Origin of the sequence: Halocynthiibacter styelae (assembly GCF_016123485.1) — a bacterium.
GTDB lineage: Bacteria > Pseudomonadota > Alphaproteobacteria > Rhodobacterales > Rhodobacteraceae > Halocynthiibacter > Halocynthiibacter styelae.
On sequence record NZ_JADCKQ010000022.1, the window covers coordinates 1 to 12,226 of the forward strand.

The following is a 12,226-nucleotide window of genomic DNA, read 5'->3' on the forward strand; positions in this document are numbered from 1 at the left end:
ATACATCAATGGGTTCTACAATCCACGCAGGCGGCATTCATCCCTTGGCGGGAAAAGCCCCTTGGCATTCGAACGAAGGACTGCATAACATAAGCTGAGAGACCGGAACTTTTGCGCGGCAAGACCAAACCGATATCTGCACCCAGATGCCACATATTTCCACTCCGACAGTTTTACTTCTGGCCTGTGCGCCTGGTTCAGGCGATCCGCATTTCGCTTTGTGGATCGAACAGACTGGCGCGTGAGATATCAACAGAAAAATCCATTGTCCCCTCAATAATCCGGGCATAGCCGGAACTGATGCGTGCCATCACTTCTTTGCCGTTCCAGTTCAGAATGCAAAGCGTATCGGCCCCGGTGGCTTCGGTGACATCGATTTCTGATGCAAAGCATTGGGTTGGCCCGTCATGTGAACCGGTCTGAGTGATGGCTTCGGGGCGGATACCAATGACGATTTCACGCCCGACAAAACCGGAAAGATCTGCGGGATGATTTGTCAGATCCAGAAGCACGCTATTGTCTGTGCCATTTGCACGCACGGTGATTTCGGCACCATAACCTGTGTCTGTTCTGGCAACTTCAGCGTGAATGAAATTCATGGGCGGAGAGCCAACCAGACCGGCCACAAACATATTCACCGGGCGGTCGTAGATTTCTTCCGGGCTGGCGAGCTGTTGAATTTCACCGTCTTTCAGGATTGCAATCCGATCCGCCAGGGTCAGTGCTTCGATCTGATCATGGGTGACATACACCATGGTTGCGTTCAGGCGTTTGTGTAGACGTTTGATTTCTGTACGCATTTCAAGGCGCAGCTTGGCATCAAGATTTGACAGCGGTTCGTCGAAAAGGAAGACTTCCGGGCGACGCACAAGCGCCCGGCCCATAGCAACACGCTGCCGTTGTCCACCGGACAGTTGGCTGGGTTTGCGATCTAGCAGATGATCCATTTTTAGAACCTTCGCGACGTCCAGTACGGCTGTATCACGTTCGGCTTTCGGAACGCCGCGCATCTCAAGTCCGAAGGCGATGTTCTTTGCTACGGTCATGTTCGGATAAAGCGCGTAGGACTGGAACACCATCGCGATGTCACGGTCTTTGGGGTGCACATCATTGATGATCCGGTCACCGATGGAAATTTCACCTTCGGTGACGCTTTCCAGGCCGGCAATCATGTTCAGTAACGTTGATTTACCACAGCCAGATGCCCCCAGAAGCACCAGGAATTCACCATCTGCCAGGTCGATGTCGACGCTTTTCAGGACTTCGACGCTACCATATCGCTTAACCGCGTTTTTAATTGTCAGAGAGGCCATGATTTATCCTTTAACCGAGCCAGCGGTCAGTCCGCGTACAAAGTAGCGGCCCGCGATGATATAGACGAAAAGCGTAGGGGCAGCCGTGATCAGTGCTGCGGCCATGTCGACGTTGTATTGCTTAACGCCAGTGGTGGTATTCACCAGGTTATTCATGGCCACCATGATTGGCTGCGCCCCGCCCGTCGTGAAGCTTGCACCAAAGAGAAAGTCGTTCCAGATCTGGGTGAATTGCCAGATGACAGACACAACAATGATGGGAGGCGACAGAGGCAGAATGATCCGGCGGAAGATGGTAAAGAACCCCGCCCCATCAATCGTTGCCGCCCGCACCAGTTCGTCAGGGATGGTGACGTAATAGTTACGGAAAAACAGCGTAGTAAAGGCCATTCCGTATACAGAATGTACAAGGATCAACCCATATACCGTATTGGTGATACCTATTTTTCCTAGGGTTTGCGCCATCGGCAAAATCACAACCTGGAACGGCACAAAACACCCAAACAGAATCATGGCAAACACAAGGTTCGCACCTTTGAACTTCCATTTGGTCAGCGCATATCCCGTCAGCGCACCCAGCAGCGTTGAAATGATGACAGAGGGGATCGCCATACCAACGGAATTCCAGAAATAAGGTTCAAGGCCGGAACATTCGACGCCGATACAGGCCTCGGACCAGGCGTGGCGCCAGGCCGAAAAGTTGATTTCATGGGGCAGGGCCAGAAGGGACCCACCGCGGATTTCCTCAAGGTCTTTCAGAGATGTCCCAACCACGACATAGGCGGGCAGCAAGAACCAGATCGCAAAGACAATCAGCACAGTCCATAGTGCCAGGCGCAGTGCTAGATTCGACCCTGTATTGCCCGGGGTGAAGGATGCGGAATCAGCCATGTTTCTTCCCCCTTAGTTCGGAATAAAGATAAGGCACCATAATCGCAGCAACAGTTGCCAGCATGACCATGGCAGAGGCAGCGCCAACGCCGATTTCATTGCGGCGGAAAGTCATTTCATACATAAAATTCGCCGGAAGTGTGGATGCGTATCCCGGCCCGCCACCTGTCAGGGCGACAACAAGATCAAAGCTTTTGATCGCGAGGTGGGACAGGATGACAATCGCGCTCATGAATACGGGGCGCATGGATGGCAGGATAATCCGGATATAGATTTTCCAGGGTGACGCACCATCCAGGCTGGCGGCCTTGATAATGTCCTGATCGACGCTGCGCAGGGCAGACAGAAACAGGGCCATCACAAACCCGGCACTTTGCCAGACAGCGGCCATGACCAATGCATAAACCGCCAGTGTGGAATCATTGGTCCAGCCGAAGGAAAAGCTTTCCCAGCCCCAGCCGCGTACGACGGTTTCAAGGCCAAGGGACGGATTCATAATCCATTTCCAGGCGGTGCCTGTAATGATGAAGGAAATCGCCATCGGATAGAGATAGATTGTGCGGATAAAACCTTCGGCTCGGATCTTTTGATCAAGCAGGACAGCTAAGAGGCACCCGATCACGATTGCCGCAAGAATAAAAAGCACCCCGAAGACAAACAGATTTTCCAGTGCAACCGACCAGCGGTCCATCTGGAACAGCCGTTCATAGGGGCGAAACCCAATCAGGGAATAATTCGGCAACATCTTGGAGTTGGTCAGAGAGATATACCCTGTCCAGATGATGAAACCGTAGACAAAAAACAGGATGGCAGCAAAGCCGGGTGCCACAACGATCTGGGGCAGTAGGCGCGCAATTCTGTCTGTCAGGGAAAAGGGGGGGCGGGTCAAATTAGGACCTCCTCCGGTGCAGGCGGCAAGGGATGTGGCCCGCCGGAACAGCGGGCCACTCGTGTGAATTCTGACTTATTGAGCGAGTTTAATCGCGTCAACCAGCTGAGAAACTGCGTCTTGTGAAGACATATCAGAGTTAAAATGTGCAGTGGCCACGTCGATGAACGCACCGCGAACCGCACCCGCTTGGGCGATCTCATGCGCCATGGAGCCAAGCAGAGTGTCACCTTCTGCAGCAGCTACCATATCGTCCATGGATTTGATCGCGCATTCGTCAAATTCACCGCGCGGCACATCTGTACGCGCAGGAATGGAACCTTTCAGCAGGTTGAATGTTTCCTGGAATTCAGTGCCCAGGATCAGTTCAGCCAGAAGCGCCTGACCTTCGACATTATCATCACCGGATACGTTGAACATCGCAAAACTGTCAGAGTTCAACAGGTAACCATTGTCTGATGGGGTGGATGCGCAGACATAATCAACGCCCGGCACCATGCCCGCGGCTGCAAATTCGCCTTTTGCCCAGTCACCCATGATCTGCATCGCAGCTTCGCCACGCATCACCATCGCAGTTGCAAGGTTCCAGTCACGGCCTGGGAAGTCAGGATCAACATAGCCGCGCATTTTGCGCATCTGATCAAAGACCGCGACCATTGTGTCAGACCCCAGTGCTTCCATGTCCAGATCAACCAATGCTTTGCGATAGAAATCTACACCGCCAATGCCCAAAACAACGGTTTCAAACACAGTTGCGTCCTGCCATGGCTGACCGCCATGCGCCAATGGGATGATGCCCGCAGCCAACAATTTGTCGGCCGTTTCGTTGAATTCATCCCAGGTGGTTGGAACGGTCGCGCCGACCTGCGCAAGAACTTCCGGGTTGGCCCAGATCCAGTCTACGCGGTGGACGTTCACCGGCACAGCAACATAGTTGCCTTCATATTTCACGATATCCTGAATCGCAGCTGGCAGAACGTCGTCCCAGTTCTGTGCTTCGGCCACAGCGGACAGGTCGCCAAGCGCACCTGCATCAGCCCATTCCTGAATATTTGGGCCTTTGATCTGAACCGCCGCAGGTGGGTCACCTGCCAGAACACGGGCGCGCAGAACTGCAGCCTGCGCATCGCCGCCGCCGCCAGCAACAGGTGCATCCACCCAGCTGCCACCACGGGCCAGAAACGCTTCCTGCAGAGCCTTAACAGCCTGGGCCTCACCGCCGGATGTCCAGTAATGCAGAACTTCAGCTGTCGGGTCTGCTTTCAGAGGGGCAGCAAGAGCCGTGGTCAGCGCAAGCGCACCAACAAGTGTTTTTGCAATAATCTTCATGAGTTCCTCCCAGAATCAATTTTGTGGCTTTTTCAGCCTTGCCAGATCGTAGCCCCAAAGCGCCGACAACCCGTTCGTTGTTTTGTTGCGTTTTGTAACAGTCTTGCGAAACATTTACTCTGGTGCCATGACTGATGCAGCTTAAACGGATGGGACTTCTGCCGTGCCTAAAGTTCATATCGTCGAGGATGATGCTGAAATTTCAGAATTGCTGTCCACGTATCTGGAACGGCGGGATTTCACCTGTTTTGTCTCTGGCAGCGCGGAAAATGCACGGAACTTCAAGCCCTCGGAATTTGACATTTTCATTGTCGACATCATGTTGCCCGGACAAAATGGCCTTGATTTCTGTCAATGGGTGCGCCGGACATCTGATGTGCCATTGATAATTTTATCTGCGGAAAAGGGGGATGCAAAACGGATTCACGGGATTGAAACTGGTGCGGATGATTACATTGAAAAACCCTTTAACCCGCGTGAGCTTCTGGCTCGGATTTCCGCCTTATTGCGCCGTAGCGCTGCAACATATCGGGCGCCATCTGCTGGGAAAGTAGGATTTTCTGGCTGGCTTCTGGATCGAACGCGCCAGAAACTGCACGGGCCTGACGCAATCCATCTTCCGCTTAGTTCAACCGAGTATCAGTTGTTGTCAGCTCTGATTGCCGCTATTCCGGAACCTGTCAGTCGGGAGGAAATTGCCCGAAATATCCTGAATGTAGATCTGAGCCCCGAAGATCGGCGGGTAGATATTCTTGTCAGCCGACTGCGCAAGAAAATCGCAACGCTTCAGCCGTCCGCGGATTTCATCAGAACGGTGCGCAACCGTGGTTATCAGTTTTGCGCTGACATTCAGGATGTTGATTAACCTATGTCACGGGTACTGATATCGTTGCTACGATTGCTGCCGCAATCCTTGGCCAGTCGTCTGCCGTTGCTGGTTGTCGCGGCCTTCATCCTGGGAACAATCCTGACCGGCTGGACGATGTACAATCTGAACAAGCGCAATATGGCGCTTGCACGGGCGGAAACCTCGGGCGAGGTTCTGGGGGACATTCTGAAGGATGAAACATGGCGTCGTCTGCCTGAAGGCAGGAAAACGTCTTTTGGCCTGTATGAGGTCATACGCCGGGCCAACTTGCGCGACGATCTTCCCCCAACCTCGATCCCGTTGATATTGACCCTGAACGGAGAACGGGTGCGGGCAGCCGTTGCGTTTAACTATGCACCGAAACTACCTGCCTCTTTGCGGGCGCGGAACGAAGTACAGCCTGCCCGCGTACGTCTGTCTGAATTGTCACGGGGTATCGCCCGACAGGATCAGGTCGCACAACTTTATGTCTTTGTGTCACCTGACAGCGTTCTGACCATCTCGGCGCCGACCGTCTGGCAATCGCGTCGCAGCCAGACATCAGTTGTTATCCTGGGGGTGGTTACCATCGTTGCCGGGTTTTCTTTGTTGTTGCCCTTTGCATTTAATCTTGCAGGACCTTTTGCAAAACTGGCTGCGCGTGGGCCGGTGGCAGATCTGAATGACCCGCTGACTTCATCCGAGGCGCATCAGATCCGAGATAAGATCAGCCGGCTGTCCGAGCGGTTTGAAGTCGAACAGGCCACAAAAGAACGTAATCTGGCGGCGATTTCTCATGATCTTCGTACCCCGGTTACACGTTTGCGGCTGCGGACAGATCTTTTAGCGGATGATAAACTGCGGGATCGGTTTGAATCAGATCTTGATGAAGTATCCTGTATTATTGACGGCGCACTTGATTTGCTCAGCTTGCGGTCCCAACCGGAGGAAAGTTTCCGGTTTTCGCTGACATCCCTGCTCGAAAGCCTGGTCAGTGATTACGCCGATACCGGTTGTAATGTTACCTTTCACGCATCAGATGAAATCAGATTGCAATCTGCAGCGTCTATTTTTACCGCGCCTGAAAATGTCCGGATACGCACAGAAACCACCTGTCTTATGCAAGGGCAGCCGGACAAATTGCGCCGGGCGTTTTCTAACTTGATTGACAACGCTCTGAAATACGGCGGGCGGGCTGTTGTTGAAGTTCATTCCTATTCTCATGACATGGTGTCCGTCGCCATCCGGGATTTTGGCCCTGGCATTGAACCCGATCAGATCCAGCGTATGCGCTTACCCTTTGTTCGGGGCCACACCGCACAAATTGAACGTGGTGTGGGTCTTGGGCTTTCGATCGCGGGCGAATTGATTGAGATGCATGGCGGTACACTTGATTTTACAAATGCGGATCCGGGCTTGCTTGTAACGGTCCTGATTTCACGTGGCATTTAGGCTTCTGGGATGCTCTGTTACTTTTTGTATCCTATGTTGTTCATGTTTGTTTTTCTGGATATGGTAGCGCTAACACTCAGTTCAACCCGGAGAGCCACCCATGGCAGCGACACTTGCAACCAGCGGATCACGACAGGCGCAGACGTCTCTCAGCGGAGCGCATTCTTATGTCTGAGATTCACCAAGTTCTGCACAAAGTTACAGACCGCATTGCGGAACGTAGTGTTGCATCACGTACAACCTATCTTGAACGGATGCGTGCGGCCGCCGTAATAGGACCGCAGCGCGGACATTTGTCTTGCAGTGGTCAGGCCCACGCCTATGCCGCGATGGGGGAGGACAAAGACGTTCTGGTAAAGGGGCAGGGGGGCAATCTTGGGATTGTGACCGCCTATAATGACATGCTGTCCGCTCATCAGCCCTTTGAACACTACCCTGCGCGCATCAAAGATGCTGCCCGCAAGGCCGGTGGCAGTGCCCAGGTCGCCGGCGGGGTGCCTGCGATGTGTGATGGCATCACCCAGGGAGAAGCCGGGATGGAGCTGAGCCTGTTTTCCCGCGATATGATTGCCATGTCCGCGGCAATTGCCCTAAGCCATAATACCTATGACTGTGCCGCGTATCTTGGTGTCTGTGACAAAATCGTACCTGGCCTTGTGATTGCCGCACAAAGTTTTGGCCATCTGCCAGCAATTTTCCTGCCTGCCGGTCCTATGACCAGCGGCCTCAGCAATGATGAAAAAGCGAAAGTTCGTCAGGAATTTGCCACAGGAAGCGTTGGGCGCGATGCCCTGATGAAAGCCGAAATGGAGGCCTATCACGGGCCTGGCACCTGCACGTTTTACGGCACTGCTAACACCAATCAGATGCTGATGGAATTTATGGGGCTGCACCTTCCGGGATCCAGCTTTGTCACGCCGGGCAGCCCGTTACGGGATGCGTTGACGACGTTTGGCACCCAGCAGGTTCTGTCGCTGAGCGCACTGGGAAATACCTACACCCCGGTCTGTGAGATCCTTACAGAAAAGGCATTTGTGAATGGTATTGTCGGCTTGATGGCCACAGGAGGGTCTACCAATCTTCTGATCCATCTGATCGCAATGGCGCAGGCTGGTGGTATTCTGCTTGATTTGCGTGATTTTTCGGAACTGTCTGAAGTTGTTCCTCTAATGGCACGGGTTTATCCCAATGGTCTTGCCGACGTGAACCACTTCCATGCTGCTGGCGGGCTGGGCTATATGATCGGATCTCTTTTGCAAAATGGCCTGCTGCACTCTGACGTCAAAACTGTCTTTGGTGACGGTCTGGCGGCTTACAGCACTGAGCCAAAGCTTTTGGATGGAAAACTCACCTGGGTTGAGGGACCGAAAGAAAGCCTGAACCATGCCATTCTGCGGCCTGCAACTGACAGTTTCCAGGGCAGTGGTGGTTTGTGCTTGTTGGAAGGGCCGCTGGGATCGTCCGTGATGAAAATCTCTGCGGTCGCGCCGGAACATCGGTTTATCGAAGCGCCTGTACGTGTTTTTCATGATCAGGAAACAGTGAAAGGGGCGTTCAAAGCAGGCGAGTTTACCGATGATACAATCGTCGTTGTTCGCTTTCAGGGGCCGAAATTTAACGGTATGCCGGAATTGCACGGGCTGACCCCTGTTCTGTCCATTCTGCAGGGGCGCGGCCTGAAGATTGCCCTGGTCACAGACGGAAGGATGTCGGGGGCGTCGGGCAAGGTTCCCGCCGCAATCCATGTGTCCCCTGAGGCAGCAGATGGTGGTCTGATTGCGAAACTGCGTGATGGTGACATGCTGCGCATTGACGCTATGCGTGGCAGCCTTGAGGTTCTGACCGATGGGGTGAGAACACGCGAAGCGGCCACGGCAGAATATTCACCAGGTTCGTTCCAGATGGGGCGTGAACTTTTCGCTGCTTTCCGGGATCGGGTTGGTCCTGCGGATCGCGGTGCCAGTATATTCGGAGATACAACATGCGCTTAACACCACAGGAAGCCAGCCGGAAAATCCGCGAAATCTGCGCCCTGGCCCCGGTTATCCCGGTGTTGGTTGTAGAGGACCCGGCAGTTGCAAAACCGCTTGCAGAGGCTTTGATAAAAGGCGGGCTTCCGGTGCTGGAGGTGACCCTGCGCACCAAAGCTGCGCTTGAAGTGATTTCAGAAATGTCTTCAGTCGAAGGCGGGATCGTCGGTGCGGGCACGTTGTTGACGCCGCAGGATGTGCGTGATGCAAAGCAGGCGGGCGCAAAGTTTGGCGTTTCCCCCGGTGCGACAGACATGCTGTTGACTGCAACAGAAGAAGCGGGTCTGCCTCTTTTACCTGGTGCCGCAACTGCGTCAGAGGCCATGCGCCTGGCAGACCGGGGATATAATATGCTGAAGTTTTTCCCCGCAGAGGCCGCAGGTGGTGTCTCTATGCTGCGTTCTCTTGCCGGGCCTTTGCCGAATATCACGTTTTGCCCGACTGGCGGTGTGGGGGAGCGAAACGCTCAATTCTATCTGGATCTGCGAAACACGCTTTGTGTTGGCGGAAGCTGGGTTGCGCCAACACAGCTTGTGCGAAACCATGACTGGGCTGGGATCGAAAACGTTGCACGTTCGGCAAGTCGATTAAATACGGGGAACTAGGCTGGGACATCAGAGCATCATCTGAGATTGCAGCGATGTCCTGCGAGGGATAGTCGCCGCGCTCCTTCGGGTTTGAGAAGGTTCTGCCAGCCAGAAACGGCATCAGGGCGGTGCCGAATGTCCGGAATATCCGCTCTATACGCCCGCGCAGCTGGGGCGTGCCCGCAGCGGGTGTTTCAAAGCCACCACCTGCACCGGTAATCGCCATGTGAAACTGGTCATCAATGAAAGCCGAGCCCTGATCTGAGACGACACTGACCAGGCCACCAAAGAAGGGCCAGTCGCTTTTGCAGCCTGCCGCCATGGCGAAGTCAGTTTTGTCCCGGGTGGCATCTGCGACGGTCGCAATTGCGTCAGCGGTAACCACCCTCGAACATAATCTCACCGCCGTTGACGCCCGCTTTTGGTCCAACGTCTACAACATGATCAGCGATCTCGATCACATCTGGATCATGTTCAACCACAAGCACGGTGTTCCCGCGGTCCCGCAACTTCTTCAGCAAGGCATTAAGCTGGCTGACATCACGGGGGTGAAGCCCCGTGCTGGGCTCATCCATGATGTAAAGCATTTCGGTTAGGCTGGAGTCAAGTTGATTGGCCAGTTTTACGCGTTGCGCTTCGCCGCCGGATAGGGTTCCAAGCTGGCGTGACAAAGACAGATAATTCAGGCCGATCTCGGACAGGTGTATCGACTTTTGACGGATTTGATCGACGACCAGTTCCGCGCAAGGGTCATCAATTGCATCGATAAAATCGATCAACTGATCAATCTCAAAGTGTGACACCTGATCAATGTTCAGTCCGTTGATCCTGACCCCAAGCGCGGCCTGATTCAAACGCGCCCCGCCACAGTCCGGGCAGCTTCGCACGGTCATATGGGCTTGGATGGTCTTGCGTTTACGCTCCGATAGGTCATAAAATTCTTATTCAGGTAAAGCCTTCTTATCCGCGTCATCACGCCTTCAGCTGTTACTTTCAGACTCGAAATTTCATTTCCGATCTTGACCTCTTCGGCTTCGCCGAAGAGAAGTTTTTGATATTGATCGGCTGGATACTGGTTGAGCGGCAAGGCATTGTCAAAGAGCCCAGATCCCGCCCAGAATTTTCAATAAAGGCTGCCGACCGGGAACTCCGAAAACAAGATCGCGCCATCGTTCAATGATTTGGTTGGGTCGATGATCTTGTCCAATTCGAGCTGCATGGTGTTCCCCGTGCCGCCGCACGTTGGGCACATGCCTTGGGGGAAATGAACGAGAAATGCGCCGACGTGCCAAGGATCGGATCACCGATCCGCGAGAACAGAAGGCGCAGATAGGTGTAGATTTCCGATGTCGTGCCCACCGTCGATCGCGAGCCGCCAACATTTCGCTTCTGTTGCAAAACAATGGCCGGAGAGATGTTTTCGATCAAATCGACGTCGGGCTTTGGAATGCGTGGCATCTTACCCTGCACAAAGGTTGAGAAAGTGCCATAAAGCTGCCTCTGCGCCTCCGCGTTGATCGTCTCAAACACCAGCGACGATTTTCCGGAACCGGACACGCCAGTAAATACCACGATCTGATTGCGCGGGATCTCAATGTCTATGCTTTTGAGATTGTTTTGTCGGGCACCTTTGATACGAATATTATTCATGGTCTTTATTTACCTGTCATTTTGGTCGGGTAATCGGCACAAGATCCAATCCAGCCCACGCAAGTAATTGGAGATCGGCAAGGTAGCTTCCTCACCGGCCGCAGATGACAAAACAAACCCATGAGTGTAGTCGACGAGCAGATGGAGAAGCACATCATCCGTTTCACCATTGTCCAGTTTTTGTATGTTGACCCTCAGCTCATCGGTGACCCGTACGAGTTCTCCTTTCATCAGCGAAACATCCTCAAGGACAGCATGAAGCAGGCTTGGATAAACCAGTGCGCGGCTACAATATTCTTCAAGTATCTCCTTGACCCGCGTTTTGGGCGTTAGCCCCTCAGCGTCGTCCAGAGTGCCAACAAAGGCGTGCTCTAGCAGATCGAAAAGAAGCTCTTTCTTGCTGCCAGCATGATATTTCACGGCCATGGGTGTCACATTCAACAGGTCGGCGAGCGCCCGAAATGTCAGGGTATCTGTGCCGTTTGTTCGGACGAATTGAAGCGCTGTGGAAAGGATAATCTGCCTTGAAAGTACCCGCTCTTTCTCTTTTGGGCGACCCGCTGCAGGTTTTGTGGTCATTGTGTTTTGACCTTATAAATCAATTCCACCGAGCCTGACTTCATAGCCTTGCTCGATACCAATTCCAGATCAATGTCACGTTCGTTGTCACCAAAAATCCGAATACCAGCTCCGATCAAAATTGGGATCATGCCGATTTTCATATCCTGCACAAAGCCGGCCTTGAGAAACGACCTAATTATGGCGCCACCATCGACATAAACGCGGTTGATACCACGTTCGCCCAGCTCTTCCCACAGTCCTTCCGGTGTTGCTGTCGAAAACTCAACTTTATCATGCAGCACGTCGGGAAGGTCCGCCTTCGTCATTGATCGGCTCAATACAATAACAGGTTTTTGGTATGGCCATTCGTCAAAACCCATCACCGTCTTCAATGAACCTGACCCCATGACCAAGACGTCGATGCTATCCATAAACTCTGAAAAGCCGTGTTCTTCTGCGGTTGTGGGTTGCTTGAATAACCAATCCAAGGAGTGGTTGGGTCTTGCCACAAATCCATCAAGGGTCATGGCCATCATAATGTGTCCTGTAGGCATTGCATCTTCCTTTCGCCATTATTTATACAACATATAATTAATGGCGAAAGTCGCAAGACCTGATTGGTAGTAACGACGCATCGTAGAAAAGGCAGATATTTTGTCGAATTGCCGTGCTGGAGG

At 53.2% G+C, this 12,226-nt stretch carries 12 protein-coding genes; 4 read left to right on the top strand and 8 right to left on the bottom strand.

The genetic code is table 11. The features are described from left to right. Positions 1–197 precede the first annotated feature (197 nt). The 4 genes from H1D41_RS17825 to H1D41_RS17840 all read right to left on the bottom strand — a co-directional run bounded on the left by H1D41_RS17825 (position 198) and on the right by H1D41_RS17840 (position 4,422). Entirely contained in the window at positions 198–1,313 is a 1,116-nt protein-coding gene (locus tag H1D41_RS17825) for an ABC transporter ATP-binding protein (protein ID WP_228850195.1), read from the bottom strand. A gap of 3 nt (positions 1,314–1,316) precedes the next feature. Further along, on the bottom strand, positions 1,317–2,204 hold the full coding sequence (locus H1D41_RS17830) for a carbohydrate ABC transporter permease (protein WP_228850196.1): 888 nt from the start codon (positions 2,202–2,204) through the stop codon (positions 1,317–1,319). Continuing rightward, positions 2,197–3,072, bottom strand: coding sequence for a carbohydrate ABC transporter permease (locus H1D41_RS17835; protein ID WP_228850217.1), 876 nt, complete (start codon positions 3,070–3,072; stop codon positions 2,197–2,199). The genes H1D41_RS17830 and H1D41_RS17835 overlap by 8 nt, the downstream gene beginning before the upstream one ends. A gap of 96 nt (positions 3,073–3,168) precedes the next feature. Further along, positions 3,169–4,422, bottom strand: a complete 1,254-nt coding sequence (locus H1D41_RS17840) for an ABC transporter substrate-binding protein (protein ID WP_228850197.1) — start codon at positions 4,420–4,422, stop codon at positions 3,169–3,171. Between the two features lie 163 nt (positions 4,423–4,585). Between H1D41_RS17840 and H1D41_RS18430 the strand changes: the two genes are divergently transcribed. From H1D41_RS18430 to eda, 4 genes are all read left to right on the top strand, one after another. Continuing rightward, entirely contained in the window at positions 4,586–5,287 is a 702-nt protein-coding gene (locus H1D41_RS18430; RefSeq protein ID WP_228850198.1) for a response regulator transcription factor, read from the top strand. Between the two features lie 3 nt (positions 5,288–5,290). Beyond that, positions 5,291–6,721 (top strand): sensor histidine kinase, encoded by a 1,431-nt coding sequence (locus H1D41_RS17850; protein WP_228850199.1) that lies wholly within the window; start codon positions 5,291–5,293, stop codon positions 6,719–6,721. 167 nt (positions 6,722–6,888) lie between these two features. After that, positions 6,889–8,712 (top strand): phosphogluconate dehydratase, encoded by a 1,824-nt coding sequence (edd, locus tag H1D41_RS17855; protein ID WP_228850200.1) that lies wholly within the window; start codon positions 6,889–6,891, stop codon positions 8,710–8,712. After that, a complete protein-coding gene (gene eda, locus H1D41_RS17860; protein WP_228850201.1) occupies positions 8,703–9,356 on the top strand; it encodes a bifunctional 4-hydroxy-2-oxoglutarate aldolase/2-dehydro-3-deoxy-phosphogluconate aldolase in 654 nt (217 codons plus the stop codon). Before edd ends, eda begins: the two co-directional genes overlap by 10 nt. Before the next feature lie 353 nt (positions 9,357–9,709). Here the strand turns inward: eda and H1D41_RS17865 are convergent, their stop codons facing one another. The 4 genes from H1D41_RS17865 to H1D41_RS17880 all read right to left on the bottom strand — a co-directional run bounded on the left by H1D41_RS17865 (position 9,710) and on the right by H1D41_RS17880 (position 12,085). Continuing rightward, positions 9,710–10,231, bottom strand: coding sequence for a hypothetical protein (locus H1D41_RS17865; protein WP_228850202.1), 522 nt, complete (start codon positions 10,229–10,231; stop codon positions 9,710–9,712). A 280-nt stretch (positions 10,232–10,511) separates the two neighbouring features. Then, the gene (locus H1D41_RS17870) at positions 10,512–10,988 is read right to left on the bottom strand and encodes a hypothetical protein (RefSeq protein ID WP_228850203.1); all 477 of its coding nucleotides are present in this window, start codon (positions 10,986–10,988) and stop codon (positions 10,512–10,514) included. Between the two features lie 9 nt (positions 10,989–10,997). Next, positions 10,998–11,567, bottom strand: coding sequence for a TetR/AcrR family transcriptional regulator (locus tag H1D41_RS17875; protein ID WP_228850204.1), 570 nt, complete (start codon positions 11,565–11,567; stop codon positions 10,998–11,000). Continuing rightward, a complete protein-coding gene (locus H1D41_RS17880) occupies positions 11,564–12,085 on the bottom strand; it encodes a dihydrofolate reductase family protein (protein WP_228850205.1) in 522 nt (173 codons plus the stop codon). Before H1D41_RS17880 ends, H1D41_RS17875 begins: the two co-directional genes overlap by 4 nt. Positions 12,086–12,226 lie beyond the last annotated feature (141 nt).

What these genes read in the sequence shown, in the direction of transcription:
- edd (WP_228850200.1), top strand. Translation starts at nt 6,889, where the DNA reads ATGTCTGAGATTCACCAAGTTCTGCACAAAGTTACAGACCGCATTGCG.
- H1D41_RS17830 (WP_228850196.1), bottom strand. Translation starts at nt 2,204, where the DNA reads ATGGCTGATTCCGCATCCTTCACCCCGGGCAATACAGGGTCGAATCTA.
- H1D41_RS17840 (WP_228850197.1), bottom strand. Translation starts at nt 4,422, where the DNA reads ATGAAGATTATTGCAAAAACACTTGTTGGTGCGCTTGCGCTGACCACG.
- H1D41_RS17880 (WP_228850205.1), bottom strand. Translation starts at nt 12,085, where the DNA reads ATGATGGCCATGACCCTTGATGGATTTGTGGCAAGACCCAACCACTCC.
- eda (WP_228850201.1), top strand. Translation starts at nt 8,703, where the DNA reads ATGCGCTTAACACCACAGGAAGCCAGCCGGAAAATCCGCGAAATCTGC.
- H1D41_RS17865 (WP_228850202.1), bottom strand. Translation starts at nt 10,231, where the DNA reads ATGACCGTGCGAAGCTGCCCGGACTGTGGCGGGGCGCGTTTGAATCAG.
- H1D41_RS17850 (WP_228850199.1), top strand. Translation starts at nt 5,291, where the DNA reads ATGTCACGGGTACTGATATCGTTGCTACGATTGCTGCCGCAATCCTTG.
- H1D41_RS17875 (WP_228850204.1), bottom strand. Translation starts at nt 11,567, where the DNA reads ATGACCACAAAACCTGCAGCGGGTCGCCCAAAAGAGAAAGAGCGGGTA.
- H1D41_RS17870 (WP_228850203.1), bottom strand. Translation starts at nt 10,988, where the DNA reads ATGAATAATATTCGTATCAAAGGTGCCCGACAAAACAATCTCAAAAGC.
- H1D41_RS17825 (WP_228850195.1), bottom strand. Translation starts at nt 1,313, where the DNA reads ATGGCCTCTCTGACAATTAAAAACGCGGTTAAGCGATATGGTAGCGTC.